This is a genomic window from Intestinimonas butyriciproducens (assembly GCF_016901775.1).
Taxonomy (GTDB): Bacteria; Bacillota; Clostridia; order Oscillospirales; family Butyricicoccaceae; genus Pseudobutyricicoccus.
In genome coordinates this window covers 55533-75621 of record NZ_JACJKW010000009.1, presented here as the reverse complement: position 1 = coordinate 75621, position 20089 = coordinate 55533, and the positions used below count along the sequence as shown (strand labels likewise).

Genomic DNA, 20089 nt, shown 5'->3' with positions numbered 1-20089 from the left:
GAATGGGGCTTTCTTTGTAAATAGATTTTAATATTGCAGCCGCCGCTTGGCGCTGAGTCCAGCGGGAGTGATGGCCAGACCGCCTTCGGCGGTCTCCCGCACGGCAGAGGGCATATTGATGCCGATCTGATACATGGCATCGATGACCTGATCGGGAGGGATAAAGCTTTCGATCCCTGCCAGAGCCATATCTGCTGCTGCGATGGCAAAGGTGGCATAGATGCCGTTGCGCTTGACACAGGGCACTTCCACCAGCCCGGCCACCGGATCGCAGGCCAGGCCCAGGCAGTTTTTCAGTGCAATGGCCGCCGCATGGGTGCACTGCCTGGCTGTGCCGCCCATGACTTCGGTGAGGGCCGCGGCAGCCATAGCCGCTGCCGAACCCACCTCGGCCTGGCAGCCGCCCGCCGCCCCGGATATGGTGGCCCGGGTGGCAATGACAGCGCCGATACCGCCGGCGGTAATCAGACCATTGATGGCTTCCCGATCGGTAAAGCCAAACTCTTCCTGTGCCGCGATCATCACCCCGGGCAGAATGCCCGAAGAGCCGCAGGTGGGAGCCGCTACGATGACGCCCATGGAAGCGTTATACTCCGATGTGCCCAGGGAGTAGCTCATGGCTTTGGCTTCCAGAGAGCCCATCAGATTTTTCCGGTTGCGGTAGTGACGGTAGTATTTGGCCGCATCGCCGCCGGTGAGGCCGCTGATGCTCTTGACCTCAGATGAGATGCCCCCCATGGCGGCGTTTTTCATCACCTGATAGGATTCCTCTAGGCGGGCGCGGATGTCCTCTTCGCTCATGCCGCTTTCGGCCTGCTCCTCCTTGAGCACCACCTGCCAGATGGCCATGTTGTTTTTGGCCGCTTCATCCAGAATATAATCAATGCTTGGGATGTCCATAGACCTTCCTCCTGACGGGGAATACCCCCGCTTTCTTCGTGAGATTTTCCACCGCCTAGAATTTCGGCATGGAGATCACCCGGAGCACATCCTGTACCCCCATCAGATTTTTGATGGTGGCCTCGTCCACTCGGGCGTCGCTTTCGATGACGGTGATCACATCCCCCTCCCGCTTGGTACGGGCCAGGCGAAGGTTGGCAATGTTATATCCCGCCACATTGAGGGTGATGGCGATGTTGGCCAGCACTCCTGGGGAGTCTTTGTTGACCACCAAAAGGGTGTCCATCAGGCAGGCCGCCTCCATAGGAAAGCCGTTGAGCTCCTGAATGCGGATCTGTCCGCCGCCGATGGAAGCTCCCCGCAGGGAAATGGTGGTGTTTTTGCCGCTGGCCTCAATGGCCAGGGTATTGGGATGGTACCGGCCTTCTTCCCCGGTGAAAAACTCATATTGCATTCCCCGGAACTGGGCCAGCTGCAGGCTTTCCCGGATCTTCACATTGTCGGTGTTAAAACCCAGCAGGCCGCCGATCACCGCTTTGTCGGTACCATGGCCCCGGTAGGTGTCGGCAAAGGAGCCATAAAAGGTGATTTTCGCCTTTTTCACTTCTTCACCCAAAATGGTACGGCAGGCCAATCCCAGCCGCACCGCTCCCGCGGTGTGGGAGCTGGAGGGCCCTACGGTGATGGGCCCTAAAATATCAAACATACTGATGCTCATTGCCCTTTTCCTCCTGAGCGCTTACGGGATTATGGGAAAATGCCCCGGATCTTCTTGGCCCGGCACACCCGCTCCAGGGCCAGAGCATAGGCGCTTTGACGCAGAGTGATATGTTCCTCCTGGGCCTTGGTCCACACATCGTCAAAGGCCTTGAGGATGATCTGCCGCAGCATCCGGCTGACTTCGTCCCCATCCCACACCAGGGTCTGGATGTTCTGCACCCATTCAAAATAGGAAACGATCATACCGCCGGCATTGGCCAGGATATCAGGCACCACGACCACGCCTTTTTCCTTTAAAACGGCGTCGGCCTTCCAGGTAACCGGGCAGTTGGCTCCTTCAATAATGATACGGGCCCCGATCTCCTGCACATTTTTCTCATGGATCTGGCATTCCACTGCGGCAGGCACCAGAATGTCACACTCCAGACGGAGCAGCTCCTCATTGGAAATGTGCTGCACACCGTCCTCCTGGTAATTTTCCAGCGTACCGCCCTGGGCGATGTGTTCCAGCACCCCGGGGATATGCAGGCCGCTGCGGCAATAAAGGGCGCCGGTGATATCTCCTACTGCCATAATGCGGATGCCGGCAATGTACATCAGCCGGGCCACCCCGGCGCCCACTTTGCCCAGACCCAGCACGGCGGCAGTGGTAAGGTCCACCGGTTTTTTCAGACGCTTGAGAACCTCTCTGGCCACAAAGGTCAGGCCCTGAGCCGGAGCTTCTTCCATCCCCTGGGAGCCGCCCAGATCCAAAGGCTTGCCGGTGACGATACCCTGGACAGCATGACCCTTCATCATGCTGTATGTGTCCATGATCCAGCCCATGATCTCTTCATCGGTGTTCATATCTGGGGCCGGAATATCCTCGTTGGGACCGATGAAGGGGAGGATCATGGCGGTATACCGCCGGGTCAGGCGGCGGCGCTCTGTGTGGGAAATTTCGTTGATGTCCACATTGACTCCGCCATAAGCCCCGCCATAGGGGATGTTCACCAGGGCGCATTGCAGAGTGGTCAGTCCGGCCAGAGCCTGGACTTCATCCTCGCAGACGCTGGTATGGTAGCGGATGCCGCCTTTGCAGGGGCCCCGCAGGGTGGAATGCTGCACACGGTAGCCCTCAAACAGGCGCACGGTGCCATCGTCCATCTCCACCGGGATGGAAACTTTCAGCTGCCGCTCCGGGTATTTCACAAATTCATACGATACCCGGTCCAGACCCATCTGCTGGGCGGCCTCGTCCACATTGTGGGTAAAATTCTCATAGGGATTGCGGTCAGTGCCCATAGGTATCCCACCTTTTTGCATAAATTTTATGTTCCGTTTTTGTGCAATCCGCTGCTTTTATCTTTGTGCAAGCAAAAGCACAGGAAACTGTCTTTATTATAAACAATCCTGAACCGATGCGCAAGACAGGGCAATTTGCTTTTTTGCACCAAAGAACAGGCCCCTTTTTGTACATTTCGTCCTGTGTGCTTTTATCTTTATTTTTTCCTCAACACCGGGGAATTAACCATCTCGACAAAAGCTTTCTCTTTGTGATAAACTGATCAAAAAAGAAAGAAGGCGTGCTGATGGAAAACATGGTATACCAGGCCCGACTTTTGGAGCCCTCTTTTTGGAGCATTGAAGAAAACGGCGTCCGCTGCTTTCTGGTGGAGGGAGAAAAGGAGGCCATGCTGGTGGACACCGGTTTTGGCACCGGTGATCTGAAAACCTTTGTCCAGACTCTCACTTCCCTTCCCGTCTTTGTGGTCAACACCCATGCCGACCGGGACCACATCGGATGCAACGGCCAGTTTTCCCCGGCCTGGATGCATCCCGCCGACTTCGACCGGTGCGCCCGCTCTCCCCAAGGCAAAGACCTGTCTCTCCAGCCTTTGTGGGAAGGCCAGGTGCTGAAGCTGGGCCAGCGCCGTTTTGAAGTGATTCTCATTCCCGGCCACACTCCTGGCAGCATTGTGCTGTGGGATGAGGAACACAAAACCCTCATCAGCGGCGACAGCGTGCAGGCAGGAAATATCTATCTCTTCGGTCCGGGACGCAATCTTCCCGCCTTTATTACCAGCCTGGAAAAACTGATCACCCGCTGCCCGGGCGTGGAGACCATCCTCCCTTCCCACGGTCCTCTCCCTCTGCCCGGCTCCACTCTGCCCACTCTTTTGCAGGACGCACGGGATCTGCAAAGCGGCAAGATCACTGGCACTGCTCCCGATCGGGATGTTCCCGGCCACCTGTTCCGCGGAAAGGCTGCCGGTTTCTACTACGACGGCCAGACTCTATAACTCCCCCATTTCCGGCGGTTTCTTCCGCCGGAAATTTTTTTGCAAAAAACACTTGCATATCGTCCACTCGTCTGTTATACTGATAAAGCTGACACCGTTCAGAGAATCTGCCAGTTGACTTGGAGAAGTCGCGTAGCTGGTCGAGCGCGCACGATTGGAAATCGTGTAACCGTCAAAAGCGGTTCGAGGGTTCGAATCCCTCCTTCTCCGCCAGAAAAACAGACGAACCTTTGGTTCGTCTGTTTTTTTATTTTCTCATTGGCCACCAGCAATATAAACATTTTCCTTTCCACTTCATTATTCATTTTGCCCATTTAGAACTGCAGGACTTGCTTATTTTTTATCAATGCAGTACAATAAATCAAACAGAATACCTTTACCACCTGGATGCCCTTTGGAAAGGAGGGGTCTTATGTTCATCGACAAGAAAATGAGCAACCGTTCCTTTGTCCCCACAAACATCATTTCCCTGCTGCTTTTGGGGATCGTCTCTCTGGTTCTGTGGGAATTCACCCGTTCTTCCAGCCTGATCCGTCCGGTCCACGGCCCTTTTCTGGCGCTGCTGGTGGTTCTGTCCCTCTTCTGCACCATTTACTGCCTGGTGAGCTTTGGATTCTATTTTTACGATCATGACTTTTCCTCTCCCCGGAAGAAATGGGGGCTGTTTGTTTTCCTCTGCCTCCTGGCCCTGCTCTACCTTGTCATTTCTTTGTCCGTCATTTTCCCGGCCTTTTCGGAGGCCCGCTGGGACGAAGGCGCAAGCCAGGCGATCAGCCGCTATTTTGATTTTTCCTTCGGAAAAGAAAAGAAACCCTCCGCCCGCCTCACTCCCCATGACCCAGAGGATGTGAAGTGGCATTGGGATATGCTCCTTTGGGCCGGTGGTATCCTCCTTTTCTGCCTGATCTGCAATATGATCTATCTGCCCATCCGTCTGCGGGTGGCCAAGGAAAAGGGCTGCGACACCGAAAGCATCGGCAACCTGCTGGCCAGTGTGGTCATTCTGCTTCTGGTGCTCCTGGGCCTGGCCAAGCCTTCTCTCTATTGGTGGCTGGGCGGGCTGCTCCTGGTGCTGCTGGTGGTGCGCATTCCCAGGCTGGGGCCGCTTCACGCCTTGCTCTTCACCTTGTTCCAGCCCTTTGCCCTGTTGGACAGCGGTCTGAGCAAAGTCAAACTTCTCTCCACTTCGGTTTCCACCACCAGCGCCATTTCCAGTGAGATGAAAGCCCGCTCCGCCGGTCTGCACCAAACGATCCGCGATGAGGTCCGAGAGGAATTCCAGCAGGACATCGACCAAAACACCACTGTACAAACCCACAAAGAGCAGGAAACAGAAAAAACAGACCGCAGCATCTGATTTGCTGCATCTGCACATCAAAAAAGGGAAGCCGCAATGGCTTCCCTTTTTTGACTTCACTTACATTTCCAGCGCCAGCTGCTTGTCGGGAGAATCCTCCTCTTTCAGCAAAGCACCTGCCGCAGGAAGAGTGCGTGTGCGGTAGCGGGCCTCATTGACAATGCCCGATTCCGCCAGAAGAACGGCTTTTTTCACCTTTTTATTCTTTTTCAGAGCCATCACTGCCACACCCTGAGAAGAACGGGTGGCTTTGGCCGCCACAGCGGCCGTGGACACCACCAATGCCCGACTATCGGTGGAATAGAGCACCACTTCTCCCTCTTCCGGCAAATGCAGCACCGAAACCAAGGGGGATTTGTCGCAATAGGCCCCGGTCAGCCTTCTCCGGTTGGATTTGGTATCAAAACTCTTCACCGGGATCTTGGCCACCTTGCCGTTTTCATATACATACAGCAAATGACCGCTGTAATCTCCCGGCAGGAAACAGAAGATCACCCGCTCCCCGTCGCTCATCTGAAGCTTTTGAGGCAGATAATCCCCCAGCAGACTGGCCTTGCCATCGTCAAACTCATGGAGACGGCACTTATAAGCCTGCACCTTATCGGTGAGGAAGATGATCTCACTCTTATTGGTGCATTCGACCGTCATCTGGACGGCGTCCCCTTCCTTCACCTTCTGCTCTCCGCTCATCCGCAGAGACTGGGGCGTGATCTTTTTGAAATACCCCTCCCGGGTGAGGAAAATATGCACCGGGTAATCTTCAATCTGATCTTCTTCGTCGTACTGCTCCACCTGATCTTCGTAAATGATGGCAGTACGCCGGGGTGTTTTGTACTTTTTGTTGATCTCCCGCAGCTCGCCGATGATGATATTCTTGATCTTCCGGGAATCGGCCAGGATGCCTTCCAGCTCCTGGATTTCCCGGGCCAGTTCATCGGTCTCACGGGTGCGCTTCAAAATATGCTCTTTGTTGATATTCCGCAGCTTGATCTCGGCCACATATTCCGCCTGAAGTTCGTCGATGCCGAAACCGATCATCAGATTGGGCACCACTTCGCTGTCTTCTTCGGTGTCCCGGATGATGGCGATGGCCCGGTCAATATCCAGCAGAATCTTCCGCAATCCCAGCAGCAGATGGAGCTTTTCCTTCTTTTTACCCAGGTCAAAATAGACCCTGCGGCGGATGCACTCCATCCGCCAGGCGCTCCACTCTTCCAGCAGCTGTCCCACGCCCAGCACCCGGGGCGTTCCGCCAATGAGCACATTGAAATTACAGCCAAAGGTGTCCATGAGCGGGGTCATCTTCATCAGTTTGGCCATCAGCTTCTGGGGGTCAGCGCCCCGCTTCAGGTCAATGGCGATCTTGAGACCCTCCAGACCGCTTTCGTCCCGCATATCGGAGATCTCCCGCACCTTCCCCTGGCGGATCAGGTCGGTGACCTTGTCCATAATGGCTTCAATGGTGGTGGTATAAGGGATCTCTGTGATCTCAATGATGTTTTCCTTTTTCAGATAGTTCCACTTGGCCCGCACCCGGAAAGAGCCCCGGCCGGTGCGGTAGATTTCCTCCATCTGCCCCTCGTCCAGGATCAATTCGCCTCCGGTGGGGAAATCCGGCCCTTTCAATGTATCCATCAGCCGGCAGCCGGGATTTTTCAGATAGGCGATGGCCGTATCGCAGACTTCATTCAGATTGAAGCCGCAAATGGAAGAGGCCATGCCCACGGCAATGCCCAGGTTGGCGCTGACCAGAATGTTGGGGAATCGGGTGGGCAGCAAGGTGGGTTCTTTCATGGTGCCGTCGTAGTTGTCCACAAAATCCACGGCATCGCAATCGATATCGGCAAAGATCTCCCCACAGAAGGGATCCAGCTTCACCTCGGTATACCGGGAGGCGGCATAGGCCATATCCCTGGAATAAACTTTGCCGAAGTTTCCTTTGCTGTCCACAAAGGGAGTGAGCAGGGATTCATTGCCCCGGGCCAGACGCACCATGGTCTCATAAATGGCCGCATCGCCATGGGGGTTGAGCCGCATGGTCTGTCCCACCACATTGGCCGACTTGGTGCGAGCGCCCTGCAAAAGCCCCATCTTGTACATGGTGTACAGCAATTTGCGGTGGGAGGGTTTGAAGCCGTCGATCTCCGGGATGGCCCGGGAAAGAATGACGCTCATGGCATAGGGCATATAGTTTTCTTCCAGGGTTTTTGTGATGGGCTGGGGAATAAAACGGTCTTTGGGCAAAACTCTTTTCCTCCTTTAGCTCACATCGGTGAGATCCAGATATTCGCTGCCGTGCTGGGCGATATAGTCCTTGCGGCCCTGGAGGTTGTCCCCCAGCAGCAGATCAAATACCTGGCTGGTTTTTTCGGCGTCCTCGGGCATCACCCGGATCAGTCTCCGGGTCTCCGGGTTCATGGTGGTCTGCCACATCATTTCCGGTTCGTTTTCACCCAACCCCTTGGAACGCTGGATGGAGCATTTTCCCTCCAGTTTTTTGACAATGTCGTCCCGCTCCTTGTCGGTATAGGCAAAATAGGTCTTGGGGGCCTTTTTGCTTCCCTTGCCCCCTTTGGTATTGATCTCATACAAAGGAGTCTCGGCGATATAGACATATCCCTTCTCAATGAGCTGAGGGGTCAGGCGGTAAAGCATGGTGAGCACCAGGGTGCGGATCTGGAAACCGTCCACATCGCCATCGGTGCAGATGACCACCTTGTTCCACCGGAGCATATTCAGATCAAAGGAAGAAAGCTCCTTGTTGCGGGTCTGGATCTCCACCCCGCAGCCCAGCACCTTGATCAGGTCGGTGATGATATCGCTTTTGAGGATTTTATTGTAATCGGCTTTGAGGCAGTTGAGGATCTTGCCCCGGATGGGCATGATGGCCTGAAATTCCGGATCCCGCCCCTGTTTGCAGGAGCCCAGAGCGGAGTCGCCCTCTACGATATAGACCTCCCGCTTGTCCAGATCCTTGCTGCGGCAGTCCACGAACTTCTGCACCCGATTGGTCACATCCATGGTGCCGGCCAGCTTCTTTTTGATGTTCAGCCGGGTCTTTTCCGCCTGCTCCCGGCTGCGCTTGTTCACCAGCACCTGATCGGCGATCTTGTCGGCCTCCTGGCGGTTTTCGATGAAATAGATCTCCAGGGTGGACCGAAGGAACTCGGTCATCATCTCCTGGATGAATTTGTTGGTGATGGCCTTTTTGGTCTGATTTTCATAGGAGGTATAGGTGGAAAAGCCATTGGTCACCAGAATCAGGCTGTCGGAAATGTCGGCAAAAGAAACCTTGCTTTCATTTTTCTGGTATTTTCCCGTCTGCTTCAGATAGGCATCCAGAGCAGAGACAAAGGCCGAGCGGGCCGCCTTGTCCGGCGCGCCGCCGTGCTCCAGCCAGGAGGAGTTGTGGTAATACTCCAACAGAGCTCCCACATTGGAAAAACAGAAGGCCGCCTGGACCTTTACCTTGTATTCCGGCTTGTCCGCCCGGTCTCTTCCCCGGCGCTCGGTCTGATTGAACTGCACCGAGGTCAGGGCATTGTCCCCGGCCAGCTCCTTTACATAGTCCACAATGCCGTTTTCGTAGTAAAAATCCTCTTCCTCAAACTTGCCCTTCTCCACCTCCTGACGGAAATGGAAACGCAGCCCCTGATTGACCACCGCCTGCTTTTTCAGCACCTGCTGAAAATATTCTTTGGGGATGCGGGTATCGGTGAACACATCCAGATCCAGTTTGAAACGGTGGGTGGTGCCCGTCTGTTTGGGAGAACAGGGCTCTTTCAGCAGTTTGTCCGGCCCTTCGGTCACATTCTCTCCCCGGCGGAAATGGAGGGTATACTGCCAGCCATCCCGGCGGGAGACCACATCCATATATTCCGAAGAATACTGGGTGGCGCAGGCGCCCAGACCGTTGAGCCCCAGGGAATATTCGTAATTTTCCCCCTCGGCGTTGCCGTATTTTCCGCCGGCATAGAGCTCGCAGTAGATCAGCTCCCAGTTATAACGGCCTTCCCGCTCGTTGTAATCCACCGGCACGCCCCGGCCAAAGTCCTGCACCTCAATGGACCCGTCCAGAAAATGGGTCACATTGATCACATGGCCGAACCCTTCCCGGGCTTCGTCGATGGAATTGGAGAGGATCTCAAAAAAGGCGTGCTCGCAGCCCTCGATCCCATCGGAACCGAAAATGACCCCGGGCCGCTTGCGCACCCGGTCGGCTCCTTTCAGAGCCGAGATGCTCTCATTGCCATATTCCTGCTTCTTCTTTCTTGTCATACATCCTCCAAAAAAGCCCATCTTTCCAAGGCATCCCTTGAAAAGCCAGGGCATACATTGATACCATAACGAAGCATCCCGCCAAAAGTGCCTTTCCCAAGGCGCAAAAGAACAAAGCCCCGCGGAACGCGGCTTAATTCATATCATAATCAAAAAAAGCCGCTCTGTCAAATGGCCCTCACTTCCCTCTGTGTATATTTGCCGGAAAAGGGAAAAAAATATTCCCATCCTGCTTTCGGAGGTATTTACCATGCGTGTATTTTCTTTCCCCTTTGGCAAAAAGAAGGTTCCCTCTCCTCTGGAGCTTCGTCAGGCTCAGCTGCTGGAAGACCTGACCGAGACTCGGCGGCAGTTGGCTGCTGCCCGCTGTCTTTTCCAGCAGGCCAGCGATCAGGAGCTGGTGGCCGCCTCGGTCTATGAGATCAACGCCTTGCAGGCCCGTTACTCCTATCTGCTCCACCAGGCCAAACTCCATGAAGTGCGGCGCTCGGCCTGGGCCGCATCCTGAAAATAAAAAAGGACGGCTGTGCCGTCCTTTTTTATTTGTCCGGGAACAAAGGCGTTTTTTCCCATCCTTCCAAGGGCTGGCGCTGCACAGCGCCGAAAATCCGCCCCCGCAGGCCGGGATTCTGCTTTTCCAGTGTATGGAGCAGCTGTTTCACTTCTTCCCGCTTGGTGTTTTTGTCGGCGGGACAAGTGCTCTCCACCACCGGCAGCTGCTCCCGCCGGACAAAATTGCGGATCTCCCGCTCCGGGATATAGAGCATGGGGCGAATGCAATGGATATCCTTCCGGCTGAGATAAGTCACCGGAGAAAAGCTGTGGAAACGCCCTTCATAAAATAAGGAGAGCAAAACGGTCTCCACCACATCGTCAAAATGATGCCCCAGGGCCACCACCCGGCATCCCTCGGCCAAGGCAGCATCATTCAGGGCGCCCCGGCGCATCTTGGCGCAAAGGGCACAAGGATTGCTTTCCTTGCGGATATCGAAGATCACCTGCTTCATCTGGGTCTGGCGGATCACATAAGGCACCTCAATGGCCCGGCAGAAATCGGCAATGGGAGAAAAATCCATCCCCTCGAATCCCATATCCAGTGTGATGGCCGTCAGCTCAAAACCGCCGGGATAAAACCGGCGCAGCTGAGACAGCAGATACAGCAGGGCCAGGGAATCCTTGCCTCCCGAGACCCCTACCGCCACCCGGCTGCCGGGGGGCACCATATTATAATCCTGCATACAGCGCCTTGCCAGCGCCAAAAGTTCTTTCATTTCTGATCACCGCTCTTCATTTTAAAGGAAAACAGGGCTGTTTGGCAATGGAAAAAGACAAAAAATTTTGAAATGGAATATGAGCAAATTGAAGATATACGGCGCAAAACGCCAAAAACAAAAGGATACCCTCTTGCAAATCACAATTTTGAAAAATAACTGTTGACACCGGTTTTCCCCTATGATATAACTAGTAAGGTCAAAAAATCAAACATTTATCACGATAAACGGAGGATTCAAGATGTCCACATTCATGGCAAATGCTCAGACCATTGAGCGCAAATGGTACATCATCGATGCTGCCGGCAAATCCATGGGCAGAACCGCCGCCAAGGCCGCCGCTATCCTGCGGGGCAAGCACAAGGTGGATTTTACCCCCCATGCCGACAACGGTGATTTCGTCATCATCATCAACGCCAAAGACGCCGTTCTCACCGGCAAAAAGCTGACCCAGAAATACTATCGCACCCACTCCGGTTATGTGGGCGGCCTGAAGGAGACCCAGTACAAGACTCTGATGGCCACAAAGCCCGAGCTGGCCATGCGCCTTGCTGTCAAGGGCATGATGCCCAAAAACTCCGTGGGCCGCTGGTCTCTGGACCGTCTGAAGGTCTATGCCGGCCCCGAGCACAAACACCAGGCCCAGAAGCCCGTGGCCCTGGACGCTGAATAATCAGGAGGATTGCGAAGATGTATACACCGAAAAAAGCTTATTTCTATGGCACCGGCAGAAGAAAGAGCTCTGTCGCCCGCGTCCGTCTGATTCCCGGCGGCAGCGGCCAGATCACCATCAACAATCGGGAGTTTGACAACTACTTTGGTCTGGACACTCTGAAGACCATCGTCAAGCAGCCCCTGGAGCTGGTGGGTGTCACCGGCCAGTTCGACCTGGATGTAAAGGTTCAGGGCGGCGGCTTCACCGGCCAGGCCGGCGCTATCCGCTTTGGCGTGGCCCGCGCTCTGCTGCAGGCCAACGAGGAATACCGTCCCCTGCTGAAGAAGGCCGGCTTCCTCACCCGCGACCCCAGAATGAAGGAACGCAAGAAGTACGGCCTGAAGGCTGCCCGTCGCGCTCCTCAGTTCTCCAAGCGCTAATTTGTTTCAAAAAGTGTTCAAAACCCCGAAGCCCTGTGGCTTCGGGGTTTTCTTTTTGTATTTACTGCGGATGCTTTGGTATTTCAATCAAAACCTGACACTTCTTTGCCGCTTCGGCCAGCATATCCCTCTCTCTTCTTCGAAAATCCTCTCTGCATTCTGGGCTGATATCCATCTTCAAAAAAGTTTCCATTCCAAAGGGAGCTGAGAAAAATTCACTTCTGCGCCAGGGAAACACATAAATAGTTCCTATATTCTCTCCCCATTGGGACAGGAGGATTTTGTGGAATTTTTCAAAAGTGAAAGTTCCAATAAAAATCCCGCTTTTGCTCACCAGATCTATCCATGTGTTTTGGGAGGCCATCTGAAGTTCTGTAAACAAGGGATTGAGAAACATCAACACCGATTCTGCGATTTTTCTATTTTCTATTTTCCGCTTTCCCCTTTGATTGAGAAAGTCTTTTCGCTGTTGGCTCAATTCCAGATCCTCTTCTCCCTCTGCAAGTCCATCATTGAATGGCCGCAAATAATCATATTGAAAAATCCGGATACTTTCCTTTTTCATTTCCTGCGCCCAAAAATCCACTTCATCTTTTCCCCAAAAGAAGCCAGGCGAAGCCTTCACATTCACCAAATCATTGAAAAACAAAATCATATCCTGAGCCGAATCAAACTGTTCCAGACGAATTTCTTTCATCCTGTGGCCACACTTTCTTCCAGAAGAACGCCCTGGTTCATCTGGCAATTTTGTTATTTATTATATGGTATCCTGTCCATACACTCAAGAACGATTTTCTGATTCAAACAGCGCCTTTCCTTGTTCAAGGTAGGTTCTGAAGCACGGTCCCAATGCTCCTGTTTGCTCTGCGCCCCTTGAAATATATTTCAAATCCTGCTTGACAATCCGTTGGAATGCCCATATAATTACCAAAGGTAACTATATGGAGGAAGCCAAATGGATATCAAAACAATCAAGGCAATGTTTGATGCCTGCTATCAGGCAAAACGAATCCGGGATTTACTGCCCCCCTTGCCGGAGGGAGTCACCCCTTCCTATATTCACTATCTGGATATCATCGAATGTCTGGAAAAACAAGGTTCCCAGGTAAAGATATCCGATATCAGCGAAGCGCTGCACATTCCCCGCCCCGGCGTGACGCGGACCGTAAAGGAGATGGAGGACAAGGGTTACCTCTGCAAGCACCCCTCTGCAAACGATGGCCGGATCACTTACATTTCCATTACGCCGGCCGGAAAACAGCTTTCACAAAAATACAACGAACACTATTTCAACCAACTGGCCCCTCTTCTCAGCCATATCTCCCAGGAGGATGCCCGCTGCACCATCCAAACCATTGAGCGATTTTATCAGGTCATGTGCGAAAGGAGAATTTCCATTGACGAAGGACAAAGCTGATTTTACCCAAGGCAGCATCATAAAAAAGCTGTTCTGGTTTATGGTTCCCATCCTGGGCGCACTGATTCTCCAGGCCGCTTATGGAGCTGTGGACTTGCTTGTTGTGGGCCGATTCGGTTCCACCTCCGGGCTTTCTGCCGTCTCCACCGGAAGCCAGGTTCTGAATCTGGTCACCTTTGTGGTGACACAGCTGGCCATGGGCATCACCGTTTTGATCGCCCAATATCTGGGTGAAAAAAAGCCGGAGAAAATTCCTCCCGTTCTGGGTGGCTCCGCTGTGGTCTTTGCCTTCATCTCCGTGGGGCTGTGCATCATCCTGGTCTGCTTTGCAAAGCCGATCTCTTTATTGATGCAAGCGCCCAAAGAATCCCTGGATCTTACTATAAGCTATGTACGCATCTGCGGTATGGGCATTTTCTTCATTGTGGCATACAATCTTCTCTCCGCCATTTTCCGTGGGTTGGGCAACAGCAGATCGCCGCTGCTGTTTGTCCTGGTTGCCTGTGTGGTCAATATTATCGGAGATCTTTTGCTGGTGGCCGTATTCCGTATGGATGCAGCAGGCGCAGCTCTTGCCACCGTCTTTGCCCAAGCCATCAGCGTTGTCTGCGCTATGGTGATGCTTTTCAAAAAGGATCTTCCTTTCACTCTTACCAAAAAAGATTTTCGGCTCAATCCACAGTGCCGGAAATTTCTTGAGATCGGACTGCCCCTGGCTCTTCAGGAATGTTTGACCCAACTTTCCTTCCTGGCCCTTTGCGCCTTTGTCAACCGCCTGGGACTGGAGGCCTCTTCCGGCTATGGCGTTGCCAGCAAGATCGTCAATTTTGCCATGCTGGTTCCCAGTGCATTGATGCAATCCATGGCCTCCTTTGTTTCTCAGAATGTGGGGGCCGGCAATGACAAACGGGCAAAACGCTCCATGTTTACCGGCATCGGCGTGGGACTTGGGTTTGGCTGTGTGGTCTTTACCCTGGTGATGCTGAAGGGCGATGTGCTGGCCGGCTTCTTTTCCACCGACGGTGCCGTGATCCAAAAAGGCTTTGACTATTTGAAAGGCTTTGCGCCGGAAACCATTGTGACCGCTGTGCTGTTCAGCATGATCGGTTATTTTAACGGCAACCAAAAAACCGTCTGGGTTATGGTTCAGGGATTGGTTCAAACCCTCCTGGTCCGCCTGCCTCTGGCCTATGTGATGAGCATCCAGCCCCAGGCCAGCCTGACCAAAATCGGTCTTGCCGCTCCGGCCTCTACGGCGGTGGGTATCCTGCTGAATGTGGGATTTTACATTTACCTGAACCGCGCATCGCGCAGCAAGGCAAAAGCATAAATTCCCCCTCGCGCCCCATGATGGCGACAATTTCCATCTCCATCTGTCATGCAGTTGCCCTATCCCGTGTCCGGTGCAGCAAAGATCCCAAAGCAAACCATCCAAAAAACCCATTGCTCTTGCATGAATCCTGTCTGATAGTATAATAGAGAGGGGAAAACATACGCTCTCCTTTTTTCCGCCGCATATAAATCCTTGCCCCATAACATGGCAGGGATTTTTCTATTCCCACTTTTTCATACCCAAAGAGGTGATGTGTGTGACTTACTGTATGTCCGATCTTCACGGAGAAAGGGATCTTTTTGAAAAGATGCTGGAAAAAATCCAATTTTCCTCCCAGGACCATTTATACATTCTGGGAGATGTGATCGATCGAGGTCCCCATGGGGTGGAACTTCTGGAGCAGATCATGACATCTGCCAACATCACCATGCTGCTGGGAAACCATGAGCAAATGTGCCTGAGCACCTTGGGCCTGCATCAGGAAATAGGGGCCCGGGAACTATGGCGGCAAAACGGCGGCATGGGCACCTACCGCACTTTGCTCTACCGCCGCACTCCCAGACAGCGGCATGCGATTCTGCATTTTCTCGCTGGGCTTCCGGATCACCTGGACATTGCGGTAAATGGACAAAACTTTCACCTGGTCCACGGCTGCCCCGGTCCGGACCGGGAAACGCGCATCTGGGGCCGAGTGGATCCAAACGCCACAAGCCCTGATCCAGACACACTGTGCATCGTGGGCCACACTCCAACCGTTTTTCTTTCCTCTTCTCCAGGCTCTGCCTTCTCCATCTGGCAGGGAAATGGTGTATTGGACATCGACTGCGGCTGCGGAAACCGTAACGAGCCGCTCCGGCGATTGGCTTGCCTGCGCCTGGATGACATGGCTGCGTTTTATGTAGGCCCCATAGAAAATGAGTCATCCCAGTAACCCATTTTTCTGCCGCTGACAGTATGAAAACAGTATGGACATTTGTGCCAAGGTAAAGTGCAATAAATCCGGCAGAGCTTCTGATGCAGCAACTCCTGCACGGCCTGCTTTTCGTCCGCTGTCACCGCCCTGAAAAACCATGGTTTTTCGGGGCGTTTTCGCCCCCCTGTTCCGGCACATTCCGGCAAGGGCGGCGCATCATCACAACGAAAGGAGCCATCTATGCTTCAAATAAAACACATATCCAAGCAATACAAAACCGGTGAGCTGGTGCAGCACGCGCTGCGGGATGTAAGCCTGAATCTGCGGGACAATGAATTTGTCTCCATCCTGGGCCCCAGCGGTTCGGGAAAAACCACCCTGCTGAATATCATTGGAGGGCTGGACCGTTACGACACCGGCGATCTGATCATCAATGGCATCTCTACCAAGCAATACAAAGACCGTGACTGGGATTCCTACCGGAACCACACCATTGGCTTCGTGTTCCAAAGTTATCACCTCATTCCCCATCAATCGGTGCTTTCCAATGTGGAACTGGCGCTGACCATTTCCGGTATTTCCCGGAATCAACGCCGCCAGCGGGCCAAAAAGGCATTGGAGCAAGTGGGGCTGGGGGATCAGATGCACAAACGCCCCAATCAGATGTCCGGCGGCCAGATGCAGCGGGTGGCCATCGCCCGGGCCCTGGTCAATGATCCGGACATTCTGCTGGCCGACGAGCCCACTGGCGCCCTGGACAGCGAAACCAGTATCCAGATCATGGACCTTTTGCGGGAAGTTGCCAAAGACCGTCTGGTGGTGATGGTGACCCACAACCCGGAACTGGCCGAGGAATATTCCACCCGTATCGTCAAATTGCGGGACGGCAAAATCACCCATGATTCCGATCCCTTCGATCCGGAAAAAGAAAAACAGCTGCAAGCAGAGCACCGGAATATGGGCCGGGCCAAAATGTCTTTTCCCACATCCCTTTCCCTCAGCTTCAACAATCTGCGTACCAAAAAGGGCCGGACTCTTCTCACCGCTTTTGCCGGCTCCATCGGCATCATCGGCATCGCCCTGATCCTGGCTCTGTCCTCTGGGGTAAACAATTATATTGCCGATATTCAAAAAGAAACCATGACCTCCTACCCCATCACCATCAGCGCAGAAACATTGGACATGACCGGCATGATGAACAGCATGATGGGACTGGGAATGACAAAAAAAGACCAGGAGCAGACCAGCCCGGAGGAAGGTGTTCACGCCGACTATACCGATATCCAGGTCAGTGAAACCATTGCTTCCAGCGTGATTGAAAACAATCTCACCGCCTTCAAAAGCTACCTGGATGACCCGGACAGTCCCATCCGCTCCTATCTGGGCGAAAACGGCGTGGTTTATTCCTACGATGTGAACTTCGATGTGTATTCTTATGATCCCGATGGGGTTTTGGTGAACACCAATGCCGATCCGGAAGAGATTTCCGGCAGCGAAAAAAACGGTTTTGGTTCCATGCCCACCGGAATGGAATCCATGCCCATGATGATGGGTGGCGTGGCTTCCTCTCAGGCGAAAAACTTTTCCCAGCTGATGGCCGGCACCGATGAGCAAGCCATCAGCCAGGTAGTCACCGACAGCTATGACCTGCTCTATGGTTCCTGGCCGGAAGAATACAATCAGGTGGTTCTGGTGCTGGATGAAAACAACTCCCTCCCCACCTCTTCCCTGTACCAGCTGGGGCTGATTTCGGCCCAGCAATATCAGCAGATCCAGGAACAGATCGCCGGCGGTTCGGAAGCCGATTCCCTCACCTGGGATTATGAGACCATCTGCGGACATCTTTTTTACCTGGTTCCCGCCTCCGACCGCTATACACAAAAACCTGACGGTACCTTTTCCTATACAGCCGATGGAGCTCCCCAGCAGGAACAGCTGGTGGAAAGCGGGCTTCCCCTCACCATTTCCGGTGTGATACGCCCGAAAAAAGATGCCGCCAACGCCACCATTTCCACGCCTGTGGCCTACACCGCCCAGTTGACCGATTATGTGATCCAGCACACCAATGCCAGTGCTGTGGTGACGGCCCAGGAACAGACACCGGATGTCAATGTGCTCAACGGCATGGAGTTTGAAGCCCCCAGCCAGGAAGAAAAGGTGGAGGATGCCAAAGCCTATCTTTCCGCTATGGGCGTATCGGACAAGGCCGCTATGTTCCAGATGATCCAGTATTATCTGTCCCAAAATAAAACAGCAATGAATTTTTCCGGCGATCCCAGTCAGCTTTCCCAAGGCGGCGCCATGGGCTCCTCCATGGGAAGCGCCGATGAGGCTGCTCTGGCCCAGGCCATGGATCTGTGGCTGTCTGGCTCGCCGGATCCGGACATTCTGCTGTCCATCTACGATGGATATATCGCCGGAGCCTCTTATGAAGAAAATATGGAAAGCTTCGGAAAGGTGAGCTATGACGCCCCTTCCACCATCAGCATCTACACCGACAGTTTTGAGGACAAAGAGTCGGTATCCCAATGCATCGCCGACTATAACAAAGAGGCCAGCGAAGAAAATCAGATCACCTATACCGACTATGTAGAGCTGATGACCCAGTCCCTCACTTCCATCGTGGACATCATTTCCTATGTACTCATCGCCTTTGTAGCGGTATCCCTGGTGGTGTCCTGCATCATGATCGGCATTATCACCCACATTTCCGTTCTGGAACGCACCAAGGAAATCGGTATTCTCCGGGCCATGGGCGCTTCCAAAGGGAATATCTCTCAGGTATTCAATGCCGAGACCTTCATTATCGGCTGTCTGGCCGGAGTGCTGGGGGTTGTGGTTTCCATCTTGCTCACCATCCCCATCAACGCCATTCTGCAAAGCCTGCTGGATGCCTCCGCACTGACGGTATCCCTGCCCATGACCTACGGTGGTCTTCTGGTTCTGCTCAGTATCCTGATCACCATGCTGGGCGGCTTGCTCCCCGCTAAAAATGCGGCGAAAAAAGACCCTGTGGCCGCTTTGCGCACCGAATAACAGCTTCTTCCCACAAGAAAAGCCCTTTTGCAGCAAAAGCTGCAAAAGGGCTTTTTGCAAAAGAAATGATCTCTCAACCTTTGGTGCCATGAATGACCTTGATCCATTTTCGACTCCGCAGCCGGAAGACACACCAAATGCATTTGATGATCTGATCGACTTTCAGCATGGTATAGATCCAGAAGGGGGACCAATGGAGCACCATGCCGGCCAGATACCCCAAGGGGATGGAAGCCACCCACAGAAAGAGGATGTCCCCTACCATCAAAAACTTGGTATCGCCTCCGGCCCGCAGCACGCCTTTGGTCAGAATGGAGTTCATGGCCTGGAAAATGATGATGAAGCCGATGGCATCCATCAGGCTCCAGGCGATCTCTTTGGCCTGGGGCGTCACCTGATAATAATTGATGATAGGACTGCGCAGCAGCAAAATCACCACTGCCGCCAGGCATCCCACAAAAAATCCCAACCCCAGGAAAGTATACCCCTGTTTCTGCGCCTTGTCATATTCTCCCCGGCCCATGGTGTGGCCGGTGATGATGCCGCTGGCATTGGAAATACCCTGCGTCAGCACCGAACTGAGCTGCTGCACCACGGTGGTCACCGAGTTGGCCGCCACAAAGGCCGTGCCCAGCCGTCCGGTGATCATGGCGACGGCATTGTTGCCCAAGGCCAGCAAGCCATCACTGATCAACACAGGAATACTGATGCGCAGATATTCACTCAGAAGATCCCGGCACTTCATAAACAAATGACCCACGCGGTAGCCGATCTTCTGATCCCTGAAAAAGAAATAACCGCAAATGAACACCAGCTCAAACACACGGGAAATCAGCGTTCCCAATGCTGCGCCGGCGATTTCCATCCGGGGCGCACCCAGATGGCCGAAAATAAACACCCAGTTGAAAAAGATGTTGATAAAAAAGGCCAGAATCGAGCAGAACAGCGGCAAACGAACCTGGCTGACGCTGCGCAGCACGATGGTGCAGGTCAAAGACAGGCCCATACAGAAATAAGTGGGCAGCAGCCAGCGGAGATAGAGCACACCATAATCCACTGTCACCTTTTCCGATGTATAGATCCGCATGACCATCTGAGGGCTGATCAGAGTGGCCAGGGTGAATACAGCGGCAAAAGCCAGGCAGATGCGAAGCATGATGGTAATGGCTTTCCGCAGTCCCTCCTTGTCCTGCATTCCCCAGAACCGGGAAGTGAGCACAGAAGCTCCCATGCCGATGCCCATGCAGAAGATTTGAAACAGATTGATAAACTGCCCGGCCAGAGCCGAGGCCGAAAGCTGGGCATCTCCCATGCTGCTGAGCATGATGGTATCCATCAGATTGATCCCCACCGTGATCAGCTGCTGCAAGGAAACAGGAATGGCGATCCGCACCACATTCTTATAAAAATCCCTGTCTCCCAGATACCCTCGCAAATTCCATTTTTCCTCAGTCATAGCGCCCCTCCTTCCCGAGACGCTCTTTGCT

At 53.6% G+C, this 20089-nt stretch carries 17 protein-coding genes and 1 tRNA gene; 10 read left to right on the top strand and 8 right to left on the bottom strand.

Features of this window, described 5'->3' with window-relative positions; all coding sequences use genetic code 11:
• Positions 1-27: 27 nt before the first annotated feature.
• The 3 genes from sdaAA to H6A25_RS06400 are packed head-to-tail and all read right to left on the bottom strand — an operon-like array spanning position 28 to position 2904.
• Positions 28-900 (bottom strand): L-serine ammonia-lyase, iron-sulfur-dependent, subunit alpha, encoded by an 873-nt coding sequence (sdaAA, locus tag H6A25_RS06410; protein ID WP_204751144.1) that lies wholly within the window; start codon positions 898-900, stop codon positions 28-30.
• A 55-nt stretch (positions 901-955) separates the two neighbouring features.
• The gene (gene sdaAB / locus H6A25_RS06405) at positions 956-1618 is read right to left on the bottom strand and encodes an L-serine ammonia-lyase, iron-sulfur-dependent subunit beta (protein WP_118426122.1); all 663 of its coding nucleotides are present in this window, start codon (positions 1616-1618) and stop codon (positions 956-958) included.
• A gap of 29 nt (positions 1619-1647) precedes the next feature.
• Complete coding sequence (locus H6A25_RS06400; RefSeq protein ID WP_204751143.1) at positions 1648-2904, bottom strand: Glu/Leu/Phe/Val family dehydrogenase; 1257 nt, start codon at positions 2902-2904, stop codon at positions 1648-1650.
• A gap of 287 nt (positions 2905-3191) precedes the next feature.
• Here H6A25_RS06400 and H6A25_RS06395 point away from each other — a divergent pair, with 287 nt between their 5' ends.
• The 3 genes from H6A25_RS06395 (at position 3192) to H6A25_RS06385 (ending at position 5259) form a co-directional block, all read left to right on the top strand.
• Complete coding sequence (locus H6A25_RS06395) at positions 3192-3902, top strand: MBL fold metallo-hydrolase (protein ID WP_204751142.1); 711 nt, start codon at positions 3192-3194, stop codon at positions 3900-3902.
• A gap of 121 nt (positions 3903-4023) precedes the next feature.
• A tRNA-Ser gene (locus H6A25_RS06390) sits at positions 4024-4115 on the top strand.
• 199 nt (positions 4116-4314) lie between these two features.
• Complete coding sequence (locus H6A25_RS06385; RefSeq protein WP_204751141.1) at positions 4315-5259, top strand: hypothetical protein; 945 nt, start codon at positions 4315-4317, stop codon at positions 5257-5259.
• Positions 5260-5319: 60 nt separating this feature from the next.
• On the opposite strand, the gene H6A25_RS06380 is transcribed toward H6A25_RS06385, so the two are convergent.
• Together H6A25_RS06380 and H6A25_RS06375 are read right to left on the bottom strand one after the other, a co-directional pair.
• The gene (locus H6A25_RS06380; protein WP_204751177.1) at positions 5320-7446 is read right to left on the bottom strand and encodes a DNA gyrase/topoisomerase IV subunit A; all 2127 of its coding nucleotides are present in this window, start codon (positions 7444-7446) and stop codon (positions 5320-5322) included.
• 72 nt (positions 7447-7518) lie between these two features.
• Positions 7519-9537, bottom strand: coding sequence for a DNA gyrase/topoisomerase IV subunit B (locus H6A25_RS06375; RefSeq protein ID WP_204751140.1), 2019 nt, complete (start codon positions 9535-9537; stop codon positions 7519-7521).
• A gap of 250 nt (positions 9538-9787) precedes the next feature.
• Between H6A25_RS06375 and H6A25_RS06370 the strand changes: the two genes are divergently transcribed.
• Positions 9788-10045 carry a YaaL family protein gene (locus tag H6A25_RS06370; RefSeq protein WP_204751139.1) on the top strand — a complete coding sequence of 86 codons (258 nt, stop codon included), beginning with the start codon at positions 9788-9790 and terminating at the stop codon, positions 10043-10045.
• A 31-nt stretch (positions 10046-10076) separates the two neighbouring features.
• Here the strand turns inward: H6A25_RS06370 and H6A25_RS06365 are convergent, their stop codons facing one another.
• Positions 10077-10808, bottom strand: a complete 732-nt coding sequence (locus H6A25_RS06365; RefSeq protein ID WP_204751138.1) for a tRNA 2-thiocytidine biosynthesis TtcA family protein — start codon at positions 10806-10808, stop codon at positions 10077-10079.
• A 241-nt stretch (positions 10809-11049) separates the two neighbouring features.
• Here H6A25_RS06365 and rplM point away from each other — a divergent pair, with 241 nt between their 5' ends.
• On the top strand, positions 11050-11481 hold the full coding sequence (rplM, locus tag H6A25_RS06360) for a 50S ribosomal protein L13 (protein ID WP_118426129.1): 432 nt from the start codon (positions 11050-11052) through the stop codon (positions 11479-11481).
• A gap of 17 nt (positions 11482-11498) precedes the next feature.
• On the top strand, positions 11499-11903 hold the full coding sequence (gene rpsI, locus H6A25_RS06355; protein WP_118426130.1) for a 30S ribosomal protein S9: 405 nt from the start codon (positions 11499-11501) through the stop codon (positions 11901-11903).
• A gap of 61 nt (positions 11904-11964) precedes the next feature.
• Here rpsI and H6A25_RS06350 read toward each other — a convergent pair whose 3' ends face one another.
• Positions 11965-12600, bottom strand: coding sequence for a hypothetical protein (locus H6A25_RS06350; protein WP_204751137.1), 636 nt, complete (start codon positions 12598-12600; stop codon positions 11965-11967).
• A gap of 258 nt (positions 12601-12858) precedes the next feature.
• Between H6A25_RS06350 and H6A25_RS06345 the strand changes: the two genes are divergently transcribed.
• From H6A25_RS06345 to H6A25_RS06330, 4 genes are all read left to right on the top strand, one after another.
• Positions 12859-13320 carry a MarR family winged helix-turn-helix transcriptional regulator gene (locus H6A25_RS06345; RefSeq protein WP_204751136.1) on the top strand — a complete coding sequence of 154 codons (462 nt, stop codon included), beginning with the start codon at positions 12859-12861 and terminating at the stop codon, positions 13318-13320.
• Positions 13301-14650 (top strand): MATE family efflux transporter, encoded by a 1350-nt coding sequence (locus H6A25_RS06340; protein WP_243423267.1) that lies wholly within the window; start codon positions 13301-13303, stop codon positions 14648-14650. The genes H6A25_RS06345 and H6A25_RS06340 overlap by 20 nt, the downstream gene beginning before the upstream one ends.
• A gap of 259 nt (positions 14651-14909) precedes the next feature.
• Entirely contained in the window at positions 14910-15584 is a 675-nt protein-coding gene (locus H6A25_RS06335) for a fructose-bisphosphatase class III (RefSeq protein ID WP_204751134.1), read from the top strand.
• Positions 15585-15806: 222 nt separating this feature from the next.
• A complete protein-coding gene (locus tag H6A25_RS06330) occupies positions 15807-18602 on the top strand; it encodes an ABC transporter ATP-binding protein/permease (protein WP_204751133.1) in 2796 nt (931 codons plus the stop codon).
• A gap of 73 nt (positions 18603-18675) precedes the next feature.
• Here the strand turns inward: H6A25_RS06330 and H6A25_RS06325 are convergent, their stop codons facing one another.
• On the bottom strand, positions 18676-20058 hold the full coding sequence (locus H6A25_RS06325) for an MATE family efflux transporter (protein WP_204751132.1): 1383 nt from the start codon (positions 20056-20058) through the stop codon (positions 18676-18678).
• Between the last annotated feature and the right edge of the window lie 31 nt (positions 20059-20089).